At 43.9% G+C, this 17,491-nt stretch carries 13 protein-coding genes and 1 tRNA gene; 13 read left to right on the forward strand and 1 reads right to left on the reverse strand.

Annotated elements, in window-relative coordinates:
- The first annotated feature begins 52 nt into the window (after positions 1 to 52).
- From AV939_RS16135 to AV939_RS16190, 12 genes are all read left to right on the forward strand, one after another.
- A complete protein-coding gene (locus AV939_RS16135; protein ID WP_057789667.1) occupies positions 53 to 1,633 on the forward strand; it encodes a DUF4331 domain-containing protein in 1,581 nt (526 codons plus the stop codon).
- 12 nt (positions 1,634 to 1,645) lie between these two features.
- Positions 1,646 to 2,146 (forward strand): Ig-like domain-containing protein, encoded by a 501-nt coding sequence (locus AV939_RS16140; RefSeq protein WP_057789665.1) that lies wholly within the window; start codon positions 1,646 to 1,648, stop codon positions 2,144 to 2,146.
- Positions 2,147 to 2,221: 75 nt separating this feature from the next.
- Positions 2,222 to 3,361 (forward strand): hypothetical protein, encoded by a 1,140-nt coding sequence (locus tag AV939_RS16145; protein WP_057789663.1) that lies wholly within the window; start codon positions 2,222 to 2,224, stop codon positions 3,359 to 3,361.
- Positions 3,362 to 3,370: 9 nt separating this feature from the next.
- Positions 3,371 to 4,513, forward strand: coding sequence for a HupE/UreJ family protein (locus tag AV939_RS16150; protein ID WP_057789661.1), 1,143 nt, complete (start codon positions 3,371 to 3,373; stop codon positions 4,511 to 4,513).
- Positions 4,514 to 4,717: 204 nt separating this feature from the next.
- Entirely contained in the window at positions 4,718 to 6,091 is a 1,374-nt protein-coding gene (locus AV939_RS16155; RefSeq protein WP_057789659.1) for an MATE family efflux transporter, read from the forward strand.
- A gap of 86 nt (positions 6,092 to 6,177) precedes the next feature.
- The gene (locus AV939_RS16160) at positions 6,178 to 8,043 is read left to right on the forward strand and encodes an IucA/IucC family protein (RefSeq protein WP_057789657.1); all 1,866 of its coding nucleotides are present in this window, start codon (positions 6,178 to 6,180) and stop codon (positions 8,041 to 8,043) included.
- A complete protein-coding gene (locus tag AV939_RS16165) occupies positions 8,030 to 9,796 on the forward strand; it encodes an IucA/IucC family protein (RefSeq protein ID WP_057789655.1) in 1,767 nt (588 codons plus the stop codon). The genes AV939_RS16160 and AV939_RS16165 overlap by 14 nt, the downstream gene beginning before the upstream one ends.
- A 16-nt stretch (positions 9,797 to 9,812) precedes the next feature.
- Positions 9,813 to 11,120, forward strand: a complete 1,308-nt coding sequence (locus AV939_RS16170; protein ID WP_057789653.1) for an AMP-binding protein — start codon at positions 9,813 to 9,815, stop codon at positions 11,118 to 11,120.
- A 2-nt stretch (positions 11,121 to 11,122) separates the two neighbouring features.
- Positions 11,123 to 12,454 carry a DUF6005 family protein gene (locus AV939_RS16175; protein ID WP_061997892.1) on the forward strand — a complete coding sequence of 444 codons (1,332 nt, stop codon included), beginning with the start codon at positions 11,123 to 11,125 and terminating at the stop codon, positions 12,452 to 12,454.
- A complete protein-coding gene (locus tag AV939_RS16180) occupies positions 12,451 to 13,293 on the forward strand; it encodes a sugar phosphate isomerase/epimerase family protein (protein ID WP_057789649.1) in 843 nt (280 codons plus the stop codon). The genes AV939_RS16175 and AV939_RS16180 overlap by 4 nt, the downstream gene beginning before the upstream one ends.
- 29 nt (positions 13,294 to 13,322) lie before the next feature.
- Entirely contained in the window at positions 13,323 to 14,417 is a 1,095-nt protein-coding gene (locus tag AV939_RS16185; protein ID WP_057789646.1) for a heparan-alpha-glucosaminide N-acetyltransferase domain-containing protein, read from the forward strand.
- Positions 14,418 to 14,582: 165 nt separating this feature from the next.
- Positions 14,583 to 14,669, forward strand: a tRNA-Leu gene (locus tag AV939_RS16190).
- Positions 14,670 to 14,977: 308 nt separating this feature from the next.
- On the opposite strand, the gene AV939_RS16195 is transcribed toward AV939_RS16190, so the two are convergent.
- The gene (locus AV939_RS16195) at positions 14,978 to 16,075 is read right to left on the reverse strand and encodes a Gfo/Idh/MocA family protein (protein WP_057789644.1); all 1,098 of its coding nucleotides are present in this window, start codon (positions 16,073 to 16,075) and stop codon (positions 14,978 to 14,980) included.
- Between the two features lie 367 nt (positions 16,076 to 16,442).
- On the opposite strand from AV939_RS16195, the gene AV939_RS16200 reads away from it, so the two are divergent.
- On the forward strand, positions 16,443 to 17,231 hold the full coding sequence (locus AV939_RS16200) for a lipase family protein (RefSeq protein WP_057789642.1): 789 nt from the start codon (positions 16,443 to 16,445) through the stop codon (positions 17,229 to 17,231).
- Positions 17,232 to 17,491 lie beyond the last annotated feature (260 nt).

The following is a 17,491-nucleotide window of genomic DNA, read 5'->3' on the forward strand; positions in this document are numbered from 1 at the left end:
CTTCCCATCCGAATCGTTTGGCTTTATGAACTCACTCACTAAGAGACATAATATGATTTCGATTAAACGTTCAGTAGTTGCTGTATCTTGCGCACTTATTGCCGCAAGCGCAGTTGCTTCAAGTCACCGAGAAGCACCAAACATTACTCGTCACCCTGCTTTAGACAGTACCGATTTTTACGCATTTAACAGCTACGAAGAAGGACGTGAGGGCTACGTTACTTTCATCGCAAATTACATTCCACTGCAAGATGCCTACGGCGGTCCTAACTATTTCGCCATGGATCCCAGCGCGCAATATACTATTCATATCGACAGCGATGGCGATGCAGTTGAAGACATTAGTTTCGTTTTTGAGTTTCAATCTATGCTTGCCGCTGAAAATGAAGGCATTGCATTGCCTATTGGCGCAGCTGGCGAAGAAAAAATGGTCAAAGTGCCATTAAAGAACATCGGCCCTGTTAGCGCAGACGATCAAAGTGCCGCTAACTTCTCAGAAATGTATAGCTTAACTATGGTATCGGGCGACATGCAAAGCGGTGAGCGTACTACGCTAACGCCAAGTGCAGGTGATATGTTTACCAAACCGCTTGATTACATTGGTAATAAAACCTTCACCAGCGAAGCAGAATACGCCCGCTATGCCGAAAGTTTTATTTATTCATTCTCGATACCTGGCTGTGATGACATGGCAAAGGTATTTGTAGGCCAACGTAAAGACCCGTTTGTGGTAAACCTAGGTAAAACCTTCGACTTGGTGAATTATGTACCCGTTGAAGGCGACAGTGCCCCTGGCGCTGGTGATGGCGGCGGCTTCCCAGGGGGCATTACGCAAAGTGATGACAATGATGACTTGGCAGATAAAAATGTGACTTCGATTTCTGTAGAAGTGCCATCAACGTGTGTTACGGGCGACGGTAACGGCGTAGTAGGAAGCTGGACAACAGCAAGCCTTCCGCAAGCCCGTATTTTGAACCCAGATGCAACCTTTGCATCGCCAGAAGTTAATGGCGGCGCGATGACCCAAGTATCTCGCTTAGGCAGCCCTTTAGTTAACGAGCTTGTTATCGGGATTGGTGATAAAGATACCTTCTCTAGTGCCCACCCAAGTGATGACGGCCAGTTCGCTGATTATGTTACTCACCCTGCACTACCAGAATTACTAAACATCTTGTTTAAGGATGCAGTAAACACAACGTTAGGTACATCAATTGAAACCCTTGCACCTACTAACTTCCCTAGAAACGATTTAGTTGCTGCGTTCTTAACCGGTTTCCCTGGCGTTAACCAGCAAGCCACGGTAACGGCGTCTGAAATGCTTCGCTTAAATACAGGCATTCCAGCAACACCTGCAGCTGATCAATCTGCATTCGGTGTAGCAGGCGACGATTTAGCTGGTTTTCCGAATGGAAGAAGACCAGGCGATGATGTAGTAGATATTGCCCTTCGCGTTGTAATGGGTCGCTTGTGTTATCCCATTCCAGTGAACGGTGAAGAAACTAACCTTGGCTTATGCGCAGAAGAAGATGCGAGCGTAGGTAATGTTCCATTCACTGATGGTGCGCCAGTTGATGCCAGTATGACCGATGCGTCATTCCCTTACCTTAAAACACCTATTGCAGGTTCTGAATAAGGAGTGATGATTATGAACAACGCTCTTTTAAGAGGCATAGTGTTAGTGGGCGCAGTAAGCGCGCTCACTGGATGCTTTGATAATGACGATGATAAGCCAGAAGTAAACGTGGCACCAGTAGCTGAAGATGCCATGTTCACTACCCAGGCAGATATTGCGTTTACCGAAATGCTCAGTGCAAGTGATGCTAATGGCGACCCGTTAACCTATACGCTGGCCACAGACAGCGAAAACGGAACCACAACGGTAACAGCAGACGGTGATTTTACCTATACGCCTAATGCGCAGTTTACCGGAACTGATTCTTTTGTTTTCAGTGTATCTGACGGCGTAGCTGATGCTGACACAGGTGAAGTCACTATTACTATAGATGCGCAACAAGTCTCGTTTTCAAGCTATACACGAGAAGCATTTAATCAAGAAGAGACTGATGAGCCCCTTCCTATTAATGGAAGAGCATTCACTCAGGATGCTGAAGAAAGCAGTTTTGATGACTTACTACCTCAGCAGTAAATAGCCGTAGCGCTAGGGAAGGCGCTTTTTCTTACGTTTGCTTATTAGCGAAAAATAACCACAGTAGGTTAAGTTATGAAGAAATTAGTCAGTCGTTTTTTGGCATTAAGCACGTTAACTCTGCTAAACATTTCAGCATTTTCCGCAAGCAGCACTGAATATTCAAGCGATACGGTAATTGCGACTTGGAGTGCAAAATCCGAAACAGAGATGACCTTATCCCAAGCTAAAAAATTGCTTAATGAAAGCCGCTATCCCGATGCTACGGGCAATGAAAGACAACAAGTTACCCACTTTATTCATTATCAAAAGCAAAAAAAAGATACCCTATCGGCAACAGCGCTAACAGAATTAATGGTGCTAGAAGCCAAAGTGCTACAAGGCACTCACCAATTTAGCCAAGCTGCGGCTATTTTAAATACTATAGATACAACCAATAATGCAGCGGCTTTATTGCTACTCGCTGACATTAATATTCAACAAGGCAACCCTGCAGCAGCCAAAACACATTGCCAGCAACTAGTAGGCAAAACTAGCTACTTATTAGCCTTTACGTGTATGTTGAACGCCGAATTCACACTCAATACCAGTACTGCCACTTATGAGAAATTACTAAGCCTTGAAGGATTTGCTGACAAAGCGCATGCAGAGGAAGTAAGCGATAGCGAAAGGTTGTGGTACTACGAAACCTTGGCAGCCATGGCTTATAGCCTAGACAAGCCAGAGGCGACTATTTCACATCTAGACAAGCTAAGCGCTCAAAAGCTACCAGTAAGTGCATTATTGTTGTGGTCTGATGCGCAGCTAAAACTCGCACAACCTCAACGTATCATCGATAGATTCAAGGCAATGCAATCAGCTTCAAACTCTACCTCTAAACGTACTTTTAGCCTTACTTCTAACGATAGCGGTAATAATGCTGGCAATAGCATTGATGATGGCTTACTGCTTCGCTGGGCAAAAGCAGAAAGACAAATAAGTCTTCATGGTACTGAAATTCAAAAGCAATTAGCTGATAGAATGGCCTTACGTACTTGGCGAGAAGATGTGTCTCATGCAGCGCAAGTGGCTAGTTACTTTTTGGATATTGACTATAAACCTGCTATAGCCCTGAAGTTCGCTAGGCTAAATTGGCAAGCGGCACAAACACGAAGTGACGCTAGGCTACTTGCACGAGCCGAAAGCGCTGTTGCCACATCATCTACATTGAATTAAAGAATATATATGAAAGCACTTGTAGTTACCCTTTTTTTGTCACTTTTAGTTATGAACGCAAGCGTAGTAAACGCCCACGAACTTAGTAGCGGATATTTAACGTTAAGCGCGGGTGAAGAAAATACCTATAGCGGCGAATTGTTATTAAAGCCCGATGATATTGGGCAAGTAGCAGGGCTAGATACTAACGGCAATGGCGCACTAACCTGGGGTGAAATTCACCAAAACCAGCCCCTATTACAAAGCTATATCGCTAAAGTGCTAAGTATTAAAGTAGATGACACACCCTGCAAAATTAGCCTTAGCATGCCAAATATTAGAAGTGTTTCCGGCGATTCCTACTTAGTTTCACCTATTCAAGTTATGTGTGAATCAGCCGGCACGTTGGGCATTCACTACGACGGCATTTTTGAACATAGCCCCACCCATAAGCTTCTTGTGAACGTAAACCTTGCTGGCCAATCAGGAGTTAGTTCACAAAGCAGCACAGAGAAGACATCAGTTACCAGCGTACTTGATTTTGATAATCGCAGCGTGACATATGATGCTGTCACTACGTCGCTAACCGCACTGTTCATTTCGCTAGTGTACGAAGGCGTGTGGCACATCTTTATTGGGATCGACCACATCCTATTCTTAGTGGCTACCTTGCTGACAGTTAACTTAGCAAGAGAGAAAAAACAGTGGCAAAAAGAGCCTTCAGCCTCACGAGTAGTAAAGCACACTGTAATATTAGTCAGTGCGTTCACTCTGGCGCACTCTATTACCTTAACCGCTACCGCGCTTAATTTTATTGCGTTAGATAGCCGTTTAGTTGAACTAGGTATCGCTATTTCAGTATTGCTGACGGCCCTTAATAACATTTACCCGCTCATTGTGCGATTAGGCATTATTACGTTTGCTTTTGGCTTATTGCATGGAATGGGGTTCGCCAGCGTATTTGCCGATTTAAATGCGCAGTCAAATAACCTTGTGCTAAGTGTGGCTGCATTTAACATTGGTGTTGAAGTAGGTCAGTTAGCTATTGTAGCAGTGTTATTGCCTTTGTTGTTGTGGCTTAGACATTATACGTTTTATGCCAAAACCTTAATGCCACTGCTATCATCAGTCATTGCCATCATTGCGATTAACTGGACTATTCAGCGCTGGTAAGAGTCTTAAAAGTAGGCCTTTTTTATCATGCCGCTTAGCACTTGTGTTAGGCGGTTCTTTTTGAATGCCATATCAACGCACATCAAATGTCACAAATGTAACCTTGATTGCACCTAACGCTTCTCGCGCATAACCTTTGCCTCTTCGCGCTGGCCACCGATGAGGTTTCTAGCACAGGGATAAATATTTACAAACGAGCAGGCAATGAGTAGTCGCGAGCAAAACCGGGTTCTGGCAGGCCCCCCCATCATCACATTTTTCTATTACGTTATTCCTTCAATGATAGGCTTACTATCACTCACCACAGCAAGCCTTGTAGATGGTATTTTTGTAGGGAATATCGTTGGCTCAGATGCTCTAGCCGCCGTTAGTCTGCTGCTGCCGTATTTAACCTTCCTTATAGCTATATCACTCATGCTCGCCATTGGCGGTGCGGTAACTGCTGGTAAGTATTTAGGAGAAGGTAACACCACAGCCGCCTCTGACATTATGAGTAAGACACTGATAACCGCAGTGCTAGTTAATCTTTTTTTCGCACTGCTAAGCTTGGCTCTTGAGCCTACGTTGTACGCAATTTTAAACGTACCTGCACATATTCAACCGCTGGTAACCGAGTATTTTGCCATTATTCGTTGGGTGTTCATTCTGCAACTAAGCACCATGGTGCTTTATTATTTTGTGCGCACCGATGGTCATCCTGTGCTGGGAACAAAAGCCTTAGTCATAGGGGCGCTTACTAATGTTGTTCTTGATTGGGTATTCATATTGCACCTTGATATGGGAATAGCGGGCGCCGCCTATGCCACTGCCATCGCGCAACTTATACAGTGCATGGTGCTTGTGACCTACTTCTTCAGCCCCAAACGTACCTTGCGTTTTTCTTTTAAACAGCAAAATTGGCGCGCCATCGTTTCCACTGCCTATAACGGCGTTTCAGAATTCGTAAATGAAGTATCAGTTGGTGCGCTTTTCTTACTACTAAATTGGCTGCTGATTGCGCAGTTAGGTGCAAATGGTGTTGCTGCGTTTAGCGTGGTGAATTATTTTATTTTTCTTAGCGTGATGGTGTCTTATGGGGTCGCTGATGCTCTTCATTTACTGGTTAGCCAGAATTACGGCGCCAAGAACACCCCTCGAGTTTACGCATTTTTAAAGATTTCACTTTCAAGTGTATTACTAACCGGCTTGCTGTTGGCGGGAGCACTGATTTTTGCACAAACATCTCTCACCACCTTATTTTTAAATGAACGGGACAGCGAGGTAACTGAACTTGTTGGTGACGTTATTGGCCTAATGTGGCCGGTATTCATTGTAAATGGTATTAATATTCTTTTAGGATGCTACCTAACGGCCATTCATAAACCCGCACCATCGGCTCTGATAGCGCTATGCCGTAGCATTTTGTTCCCTGCCACTATGCTGGTATTTCTCTACCTGGTTTTTTATCACACCACACTATTGTCGCTGTCACCTTCCCCGCTATTATTTCTGATCGCACTGCCTATTGCCGAATGGCTGACCTTTGTTTTTGCACTCATATATAGCTATCGTTTTCGCCCTTCTACGCTTTTGGAATAAGTAACAAATGTAAACCAACTTGAGTATGATAATCATTCTCATTACGATGACTGCGAATTTTAATGTCTGAGTAAGGGGAGAAAAGCATGGCCACAATCGCCAAGCAAATCGCAGATAATGCATCCTACCAAGCCTTTGTTAACGGCTATTTAAAAGAAATAGATGAAGGGGTTTGGCACTCGATAGCACAATGGAATTTAGCAAGCGGCTTCGATACAGGGAACCACGATAAATTCATGCTGGAATTACAACTTCAGCACAGTGAAATAAAGCTGGTATTCGGTGTGGCGTTTCGGTCAATCGTGGGAAGACACAAACTCACTGGAATCTACCATCAACGACTTAACAGCATGGAGTGGCGCCAGCTAGATTCCATTTCAGCCATCATGCTCTTAATTAAAGAAATCTACGCTCGGTCGAACAGCCACCATGTTTGCGATCAAGAATTAGAGCTCACATCTCGCACTATTGAAAGCCATCAGATTATGGCTGATTATATTCAAGAAAGAAAAGATGATCCCGCACTACAAAGCCCTCGCTTCATTGACTCTGAACAGTCGGTGTTGTTTGGCCACTGGCTGCACCCTACTCCCAAGTCTCGCCAAGGTATGCACCGATGGCAACACGCGCATTATGCCCCTGAACTTAAAGGCTGTTTCAAACTGCATTTTTTTGCCGTGGAGCGCCAATGGTTAAACCAAAGTTCTGCAATTGCACTTTGTGCAGAACAGATTGTACTTCGTATTGCAGAGCAAGGTGCCTGTGATACAGAACTCGCTTTAGTTAAGCAGTTTAGTGAGTCGGGAAAAGCATTAGTGGCCGTTCACCCACTTCAAGCAGAATGGTTACTGAAGCAAGATTACATTCAACAATTAATTTCCACCGGGCAACTGCATCCCATAGGTCCGCTGGGCGCAACGTTCACACCAACATCGTCGGTTCGAACTCTGTATTGTGAACAGCTTAACTTCATGGTGAAAGTTTCTATTCCGGTTAAAATCACCAACTCCATGCGTATTAATATGGGTCATGAGCTTGATGCTGGCGTGACCTTAGCGAAGCTACTTAATACCACACGTTTTTCGTCACTTCATCCACAGTTTCAAGTTATTGGCGACCCCGCTTATCTATCACTTTCTCTACCTGATAGGGATGAAAGTGGCTTTGAAATGATATTGCGCGACAACCCCTTTAAACAAACCAAGAATGAATTAGGTATTGGAGGCATACAGTCGATAGCGGCACTGGTGCAGGACGCTATTCTTCCTAATGAGCGCTCGAAGCTTTCTACCATTGTTCATACACTTTCTGAGCAACAGGGCCGTTCACTGCATCAAACAAGCATTGCATGGTTCGACCGCTACTGGCAATGCGCTATAGAGCCTGCCATTCGCTTATTCGATCAATTTGGTATTGCACTTGAAGCCCACCAGCAAAATTCCCTGCTAGACCTTACTGAAGGCTATCCTAAAACGTATTTTTATCGAGACAATCAAGGGTTCTATCTTTCAAGTTCGGTTAAAAGCACGCTGATGCAGCTTGAGCCCGATCTCATTAAATGCCCAGAGTTATTTTACGATAACAATATGATTTTTGACCGGTTTGGCTATTACTTGGTCATTAACCAACTCTTCTCGGTAATCAACCGCTTAGGCTTAGACGGGTTAGTGAGTGAAGAAACCCTGCTTAACCTAGCCCGCATTAAATTAGATAAACTTCTAACCCAAGTATCTCCTCTTGGACAGGGCTTGATACGCTCCATTACAGAGCGTAAGTCCATTCCTTGTAAAGGCAATTTACTGACACGAGTCGACGACGTTGATGAATTGCAGGCTGAGATGGAACAAGCCGTTTATACCCAAATTAAAAATCCTTTCTATCGCAAAGCCCCTCAAGTTTCTGTATCCAGTACCGCAACAACCACCCTCGAGGCCTGCCTTGAATCAGCTTAATGTAGAAACCAGTACTAAATTAGCCCATCGTCAGCATGGGCTAAATTCAGCTGCAAAATCACGGGTTATCAAGCAGCTTGTTGAGGCATTACTGTTTGAGCAGCTTGTTCCTTATCACTACACCAACGGTAATTTTTGGTTTTCCGTTGGCGACACTCGCTATATTGCCCGCGGCCATATCTCAAGCTTCGGCCGCATTCGATTAGATGCAACCTATATAAAGCAAATCGCGCCTTTTAAGACTGCCACTATCGATTTACCTACGCTGATAAATGCTTTACCCGCAAGTGATGCCACGAAAGACCAATTACTGAAGGAGTTGTCTCAAACCATTGGGTTTTCTGAGTGGAACGATGCCCATTTAACGCCGATTAAAAGCCGTCGCGACCTTAATTACTCGGCGCTAGAGTCAGCTATTTTAGAAGGTCACCCTTACCACCCTTGCTTTAAAGCTCGAACAGGTTTTAGCCTTAGCGATCATGCTAGTTATAGCCCTGAAGCAGGCAGTGAATTCAAGCTTCATTGGCTAGCCATCAAACGCCAATTCTTAGCGGCAAATCTACCTACTGAGGAAGATTGTTTTTGGCAGCAAGAACTTGGGGAAAGCACCCTAACTACATTACGACAACGTCTGCAGGTATTGACGCCTGATAGCCAAGAGTATGGTTTACTGCCAATACACCCATGGCAACGGAACAAACTTAGCACTGCACTTTCGCAGCCAATCAATAACAAAGAGATTATCGACCTAGGCGAGTGTGGTGATAGCTATCAAGCCACCATTTCAGTAAGGACTTTACTGAATATCACTTCCCCCCAAAAAGCACATGTAAAGTTACCTATGAACATGGTAAATACGTCTTCTTTGCGAACCATTGAGCCTCACTCAGTGACAACAGCCCCGGTCATTTCAAACTGGTTAGATACGCTTATTAAGCAAGACAGCTGGTATCAAAAAAGGCAAAACTTTGCTATCCAACATGAATATGCAGGCATCGTAGTTCGACATCCTAATGTTGCTGCGGGTAGCGAACATTGGGCGAATAAGTTATCCCCAAGCCTTAGTGTAATCTTTCGCAACAGCCAACCTCTACAGGGGGGCCATACAGACGCCCTTCCCTTTGCTGCATTATCACTTGTTGAACAAGACGGCTTGCCCTTTATCGATCCATGGATAAATAAATACGGCTGTGAAGCGTGGCTAACTCAATTAATTGAAGCAACCATTATTCCGGTTTGGCACTTGCTAGTTAAGCACGGAATAGCCGTGGAAGCACATGCACAAAATATGATATTACGGCATCAGCATGGGTGGCCAACGTCGGTAGTACTTCGAGATTTTCACGAAAGTGTGGAGTACGTAGAAGATTACCTCGCTCAACCTAAACTGAAACCCCATTTCGCTGAATTACATCACGACTATGTTCATGCGCCAGACAATCAGTATTACTGGATGTCACAAGTTGATGCTCTTCGGGAACTCTTAGTTGATACCCTGTTTGTTTACAACCTTACCGACGTAGCCACACTAATGCAGCGCTTCTATCACTATGAAGAAACGCAGTTTTGGCAACAGGTTACCAATACATTATCCGCCTACGAAAAAAATTCCCCTTCGTGGCGTAGTCGTATACACAAAATCGATTTGCTTGCGCCCAAAATTCAAACCGAATCACTACTCGCTAAAAAGCTGAGCGGACAAGGTGCGCAAGAATTCCATCACACCATTCCTAACCCTTTACATCCACTTTAATGTGCAGGAGATTTTCATGTTAAGTGTTGATACCACTTTTTATTCCACCTACGATTTTGAACGTTTCTATCAGCAATTCTCAACCATTTCCGTATTGCATGATAAGCACGTCAATATAGCAGTGTGTCTTCGTGACACCGCGACTTGGTTGGCGCTATGTCTTTATGCTAAAAACCATGACATTTCTGTACTGCCCATTCACCCAGATACACCACTAGAGCTGGCTAAACGCAACGCATGCCGAGCAAAATGTGGGGTGTTGTTTTTCGGCGATATGCACAACCAAATAACTGTTGATTATCGCGGCGAAACAGACGGTATTGCAGGGCTTATTCAAATGAGTTCAGGCACTACAGGCGAACCTAAGTGCATAAAACGAAGTTGGGTTGCAATCGATATAGAAATTGCCAGTTACATTTCTCATTTTCAAGACGCCGATGACATGACCCCATATGTAGCGTGCCCCGTTACCCATTCCTATGGACTTATATGCGGCGTTTTGGTTGCCTTAGGCAGAGGAAAAAGCCCAACAATCATTACTAACATCAATCCTAAATTCATCATGAAGATGGTGATGGCAGCGAAAAAGCCACTGCTTTATTCATCGCCCGCGATGCTAAATATGATTAGCTTGCTTTGGCCCAAAACCAACTCACTTTATGCCGCAATGACCTCAGGCACCTTAATGTCAAAACCAACACTTGAAAAGGTAGGCAAGCGGGTAACACACCTTTATCAACAGTATGGCTGCTCTGAGTCTGGGTGCGTAAGCTTAAGCCGTATCGAATCTTCGAATACCAGCATTGGAGAAGTTCTCCCCCATGTTCAAATATCTAGTGGGCAAGATGCCAATCATCCAGAAGAAATTGTAATAACCGTACCTGCAATTAATACATGCCATCAGCCACAAATCATTTATACCCAAGACTTAGGCTATTTTGAGCACGTAGAAAACGCTTCTCCTGTATTGCACTTCGTTGCCCGCCAAGACGACACCATTATTGTGTCGGGTTTAAATGTATACCCGCAAGAGATTGAAGATATTGTTCTTGAGCATCCAAGCGTGATAGATGCCGTACTATTTAAAGTAAACGACACCACGGCGGGTCAGCGAGCCTGTTTATATTTCACCACCGACCAACTCGATGCCGATGCGCTGCGTATGTGGTGCCGTGACAAACTTGCCGCATACCAAATTCCGCAGTATTTGCATGCAGTGGAGCACATTGAACGCCTAGCAAACGGCAAAGTGAATCGGAAAAAACTGGCAGAAAATTATGCAAACCAAAAGCCTCAAAGCGCGCTTGAGCAGGTAGCGGGTTAACCATGAATAAAACCACCATTATTGATGCTATTAAATTGATACTTGAAAAAGAACTCAACAATCAGAAGCTGCATCACTTCACGCCTTCGGCTCGGCTAAATGAAGATTTGTATTTAGATTCAGTACAAATTATGCAGCTACTCGTACATATTGAATTAACCCTTGGTATCGGCATACCCGATGCTGCACTAAACAACGACGACGTTGCTACTGTGTCTTCGCTAGCAGACTTTCTATTAACACAATCGAATACCGATACGAGTAAAAGTAGCGACGCAACTGATGACTTATCGCAAGCTCAGGAAGAATTTGAAGATATTAAGGTGCACTGCTTCGTAAGCTGCTTATGTGAAAGCATTAAAGTTAACCCAAATGTAGATCATAGGCCTTTCTATTTTGGCGTGTGGGACGCTGAAGTACTCGTCAACCAAGATCACCATTTAGCCTATCACTCAGATGACATCAACCACGATGACTTTAGGGAATGGTATAAAAAATTATATGGCGTGACTGTTACGTCTTGGTACTGCGAGACGCTCAGTAAACAAGAGAACCTTCATACCTTACAAACATTATTGGCACAGAAATCTGAAAGCGAAAATATCATGGTTATGCTTGATATGTATTTGCTGCCGGAACGTGAGAACAAATTCAATCAAAACCCCTTCCCCCACTATGTGATGTTAGAAGAAACAAACGACCCAGAAACATGGTTCATGCACGATCCTGATTTTCGTTGGGAAGGCACACAAAGTAAAACACAAGTCATCGCCGCTATTGAATCAAAAGCCGTTGCAGGCGGGTATATCTTTGATAGCAGAGACATAACGCCCACAAGCAACAGCGTTATCGCCGAATATTTTCTTGCGAGCTTCAATGACAAAAACAACCCTATGACCGACAAGGTGCGCGAGATTGTTGATGCACATATAGACACGAACAATAGCTCGACTGATATCACTCAACTAGGTGAAGCCCTTAAGCAGCTTCCCGTATTAGCCATTCGTAAATATGCCTATGAACATGGATTCGCGTTTTTCTGGCGCGATATTGGCTTTCCTGAAGCTGAATTTGAACACTGGTGTGATGTGATTGAAGCGCTGGTTAGCAACTATAAAAACATTCAGTTTCGCGCGATGAAACTTGCTACAGAACAACTTAGTTTGGCCAATAAGAATGTGTTAATCACTGAAATCTATTCGTTAATAGATCAGCAAGATGAACGAGAATTTAGGATTAAGCAGCATTTATTCAACGTATTTTCACAGTGGTCGGCATTGCACAAACTAGACCTTCACGGCTCGCAGACAATCACTGAGGAAGCTACTGCATGAACCTTTCAATTTGTACCATCTCTTTTCGACACCAACTGATTTCGATAGAAGAAATAGCACAATGGGCCCAGGCCAACCACTTTCAAGGGATTGAGCTTTGGGGCGCACATGCAAATAACCTTGCTGACCAACCGCATTACGATAAGCATTGGCTGGCAACATATGGCCTAAAAACCACTATGCTTAGTGATTACCTGCCGCTACTGGTTTCTGAGAACGTGCTTTACCACAAAGTACAGCACCTTTGCAGGCTAGCCAAACATTGGGGCGCGAGCAAAATTCGCACTTTCGCTGGCGGCAAAGGCAGCCTTGATTACACTGACTCCCAAAAAGTAGAGCTGTTCAATCGCCTACAAAAAATATGCGACTGGCTAGCCCCCCACGGCTTGAATTTGGTGATAGAGACTCACCCAAAAACCTACGCGGACTCAGTAACAGCAACACAAGAAATGTTCGCTTGTGTGGATAGAAATAATCTTCAGTTAAATTTCGACGTACTGCACGTGTGGGAGTCAGGCGCTGAAATTACCCATGCGCTTGATGAACTGTTGCCACATATTAATCACTTTCACTTTAAGAATATTAGCAGCGAAAGTCATCTGTCTGTCTTTGCCCCTGAAAACGTCTATGCCGCTGCAGGAACGCGAGAAGGCATGGTACCTATTTTTGAAGGCGCGGTAGATTATCAGGATTTCATTGAATATCTGCACCTGCATCATAGTGCAGGTATAGCCAATGCAGATACCTCATTAGAGTGGTTTGGAAACCATTGTAAACAAGTACTCAGTCGCGATAGGTATTTAATCCAGCGATTACAGCAAACATGCTTAAGCGCATAGATGGCAACTCGTGAAGTAAGGAAGTAAAAATGACCATTTCAGCCTCCCCGTCACCGCAGCAAGGTGCCTCTCTAAATCACCGGCTTCATACCTTCGATTTTGCTAGAGGCATACTGATTGTATTGATGGTGTTAGTGCATGTTCTAGATTTCTATGGCTCTACTGAAACGCACGAAAGTTTCATAGGTTCATCAATTAACCTTCTCGCTAGCTGGCAAGTGGCCGCGTGGTTTGTATTTATCATGGGAATGTTTATTACCTATACCCCTCACCAACCGTTGGCAGCAGGCTTAAAGCGAGCGTTTGGTTTATTTGCCCTAGGTTATTTACTTAACCTTACGAGAGGCACCATTCCCATGTGGCTTTCGCTGAAAAATGGACTCGTTACACAGGCACAATTGGGTAGCTACACACCCACCACAGAATTTTTCATCGTGGATATTCTGCAATTTGCAGGCATAGCACTAGCGTGCTGTTTACTTGTTAAGCACTTTCTCCCTCACCCTAAATATTGGTTTTTAAGCGCCTTTCTAGTGACTTTCGCATCCCCTTTTATATGGGATGTATCAACAGGCTGGGGGTATATTGACGGGGTATTAAAACTGTTTAATGGAAATAAATATCAAGGGGCGATGTTCCCACTATTTCCTTGGCTGGCCTACCCCCTTGTGGGTATGATATTTGGCTACCGATTGAGGAAGTCGAGCAATATTTATGATTTTTTTCAAAAATCATTTTGGATAGGCATCGCCATCATCGCAGTGGGTTTACCAATAACCATCACCGACACAGATTATCATATGGCCAGTAACATGCGGCCGGGACCAGGAATGATAATTAGCCTAACGGGTGGTGCGCTTGTTTTTCTATGGCTTTGTCAACGCTTAACACAAGGTCAGAATGCTAATCGCTTTGTTTCACTTTTGTGCTTTTGGGGGAGAAACGTTACAACCTACTATGTTATTCAATGGTTGTTAGTTGGCTGGGGGCTCATGCTAGTAGGTGCTCAGCAGTTACCTCCGTTTGCGGCAATGTCGGCAATGATAGCAGTGATGGCGTTATCGCATATTGGCGTTGTTATATGGTTAAAGGTACATAATATTCGCGCTATGAAATTGGCTTAACTACCATCAACGTTCTTGGCTGCGCTGGTATTTAAAGCCTTCTAGAGCCAAGAATGTTTATCTTTTATTCAGTCAGACACATAACGGCAATAAAACCCTAAAAAAAACTTGTACACCTGAGCTACATCGCTATAATGCAGCCTCATTGATAGCAAGCCTATCTAAGCCAGTGTGATGGAATTGGTAGACATGACGGATTCAAAATCCGTTGCCAGCAATGGCGTGGCGGTTCAAGTCCGCCCACTGGTACCAAACATTTAAGCCAACTTTTTAGTTGGTTTTTTTGTGCCTGAAATTCATGAAATCGCCACGCAAGCGTGTCGGCCGAGTGTCGGCCCAGCCAAAGTCCGCCCACTGGTACCAAACATTTAAGCCAACTTTTTAGTTGGTTTTTTGTGCCTGAAATTCATGAAATCGCCACGCAGGCGTGTCGGCCGAGTGTCGGCCCCTCGCGTGGCGACCAACCTAAAGTCCGCCCACTGGTACCATCTCTTTTTAGTCTATGAAAAGAGATAACAACAAACCGACTTTATGTCGGTTTTTTTGTGTCTGGTGGTTAGTCAGACCGCCACCGCTTTTCCTGTTTGTGCAGCGCGAAATATTGCATTAACAATACGAATATCGGCTAGCCCTTCACTTCCTGTTACTAGCGGTTGTCGGTCGGTGAGTATGGCTAAAGCATCATTGTCCATTTGAAGCGTTTGCTGCATGCCTTTAATAGGCTCAAATTTTTTCCCATCAGAGGTTGTGCCCGTTACGCCGTTGTAGCTTTGCATAGGCTTTAATTGATACCAACCTTGTTGGCATTCTGCTTTAAAGTGGTTGAATTCTTTTACTACGCTGGTACCACAATCAGCCATTAGGCCATCTCCAAAATCCATGGTAAACATGGTGGTTTCATCGACCTCGGTAAACTTATTAGGGAAACGCTGGGGCGGATGACTACCTGTAACAGATAATGGCTCTTTACCCGTTAAAAACCGAGCGCTATTAATAGCGTATACACCCATATCATAAAGCGCCCCACCTCCCATGTGTTGCTGCATTCGCCAATTGCTAGCATCTCTTCCTTGCCCCGCGTAACCAGCAAAGCTAGATACCTTCTTAAACTTCCCATAAGGCATGCTTTCCAGATAGTGATGAAAAGTGCGTGTGTTGGGCTCATGTTGCATGCGATAACCAATAGACAGCGTCACGCCATTCTTGTTACATGTGTCTATAATGGCTTGGCATTCGTCGCTATCCATGGCCATAGGCTTTTCACACCAAACGTGCTTTCCTGTGTTCGCGGCTTTTACTGCAAAATCTTTATGTGTACCGGTTGGCGTAACGACATAAATAACATCAATATCTTTGTTATTCGCAATCTCATCCATAGTATCGTAGGTATACACATTACTATCCTGAATACCGTATTCATGCTGCCACTGTGAGATTTTACTTTCTGTACCGGTAACTATGCCGCGTAGTTCACAATGTTCGGTATGCTGAAGTGCCGGTGCAAGTAAATTGGCGCTATAATTTCCTAAACCTAGCAAAGCAACACCTAACTTTTTCTGCGATTGAGTGCTTCCTAAAGCCAAGGAGAGCGGGCTATGAGCGACTAATAAGCCAGCTCCTGTCATACGAATAAAGTGGCGACGTGTTACGCTTGACATAAAAACTCCCTAATGAAGACCTGTATTTCCCTTCTAATTAATAGTGTGAATTATATACAGTTAGATCACTTTGCCGCGGCGCATTATTCGGTTCTATTCATAAACGATTTTAACTGCAAACAATGGCGTATCAGCATTCCAGAGAGCATCGCATACTGCGGTTTTGTAGCCTGGTTATGATGATTTACTTCTCCTCTTTTGCTCGCCCTGCTTATTCCGCCCTCTACGCGACTTCTTTTATTCGCCCTCATTATTCTGTGCGTAATATCGCTGAAACATAAACACTATAGCTTTATAGAATTCGAGTCATTGTGTCTGAATTAATCCTTCTCACAAAACAGAGTAAAGCGAGTTGATATAGTTTTCTATGAAAAAACTGAAACGCTATCAATACGAGCGATATGCCATTCTTTGCCAACTAGCCTACCCCGATGCCGAAGCGCATTATCGTCAAATACTCAAACCCTTTTACGAGCGCCACTTAGTCGATAAATATGGCAGGATGAGCGTGAGGATATTGTGGGTAGATAATAAAAAAGAAGCCATCGTGGTATTTAGAGGCTCACTAGGTTTTAAAGACTGGTTAGCAAACTTGATTTTTTTGCCTACAAAGATCCGACAAATAGATAAAAAATTCTATGTGCATTGGGGCTTCAGTCGATTACTAAATCAACCTATGTATTCAAGTACGAAGACAATTAACGAAGCACTGCCGTTACAGGAGTTACTTGTAAAAGTTCTAGAACCTCTGCAAAAACAGGGTAAGCGCTTTACGTTCATTGGGCATTCTTCTGGCGGTGCAGTAGCGGTGCTAATGGCCGATTATTTCGAACGAAAAAATGCGAAAGCCGTTAAACGAGTTGTGACCTTTGGGCAACCTGCAGTGGGCAGTCGCTCATGGTACAAAAATTATCTTTTACACCATAAAACATATCGTATTTGCTGCGACTTAGACGTAGTCACGTTTATGCCCCCCTTCCCTTTCTATTTTTGGCATGTGGGTAAAATGCTGTGGCTGCACGACGATCAAATTTATGAAAACACGCCCACGCACGAGCGATTTTTGAAATCGCTACGCAGTTGGCTACTTCGGCCTATTACCTACCACTACATGCGCAAGTACATCAGAAATAAGTCATTATTTGATGAGCATTAGGGCAGTTTTTCTCGTTGCGGCTTCAGTCTCCGAGGCTTATCTCTAGGCTAGGATTATTGCAGTTCAAGAGAGATATTCTAAGTCAAAAAAACCATCTGTATAGCCATTAATATTCAATGAACAGCCAAAAATGGCTCCCAACTAGTGTCTATGACAAAAATCTTCTTAACTTTTAAATCAAAAGAGAAATACGCGGCTAATTTATGTTTACTATTCACCATTCATACACTTACTATATTGGAAAAGGAGTTTTCATCAAC

The organism is Alteromonas sp. Mac1 (genome assembly GCF_001562125.1).
GTDB classification, from domain to species: Bacteria; Pseudomonadota; Gammaproteobacteria; order Enterobacterales; family Alteromonadaceae; genus Alteromonas; species Alteromonas stellipolaris.

Coding starts and splice junctions, on each gene's coding strand:
- AV939_RS16150 (WP_057789661.1), top strand. CDS start 3,371: ATGAAAGCACTTGTAGTTACCCTTTTTTTGTCACTTTTAGTTATGAAC.
- AV939_RS16200 (WP_057789642.1), top strand. CDS start 16,443: ATGAAAAAACTGAAACGCTATCAATACGAGCGATATGCCATTCTTTGC.
- AV939_RS16195 (WP_057789644.1), bottom strand. CDS start 16,075: ATGTCAAGCGTAACACGTCGCCACTTTATTCGTATGACAGGAGCTGGC.
- AV939_RS16140 (WP_057789665.1), top strand. CDS start 1,646: ATGAACAACGCTCTTTTAAGAGGCATAGTGTTAGTGGGCGCAGTAAGC.
- AV939_RS16135 (WP_057789667.1), top strand. CDS start 53: ATGATTTCGATTAAACGTTCAGTAGTTGCTGTATCTTGCGCACTTATT.
- AV939_RS16175 (WP_061997892.1), top strand. CDS start 11,123: ATGAATAAAACCACCATTATTGATGCTATTAAATTGATACTTGAAAAA.
- AV939_RS16155 (WP_057789659.1), top strand. CDS start 4,718: ATGAGTAGTCGCGAGCAAAACCGGGTTCTGGCAGGCCCCCCCATCATC.
- AV939_RS16180 (WP_057789649.1), top strand. CDS start 12,451: ATGAACCTTTCAATTTGTACCATCTCTTTTCGACACCAACTGATTTCG.
- AV939_RS16170 (WP_057789653.1), top strand. CDS start 9,813: ATGTTAAGTGTTGATACCACTTTTTATTCCACCTACGATTTTGAACGT.
- AV939_RS16160 (WP_057789657.1), top strand. CDS start 6,178: ATGGCCACAATCGCCAAGCAAATCGCAGATAATGCATCCTACCAAGCC.
- AV939_RS16145 (WP_057789663.1), top strand. CDS start 2,222: ATGAAGAAATTAGTCAGTCGTTTTTTGGCATTAAGCACGTTAACTCTG.
- AV939_RS16185 (WP_057789646.1), top strand. CDS start 13,323: ATGACCATTTCAGCCTCCCCGTCACCGCAGCAAGGTGCCTCTCTAAAT.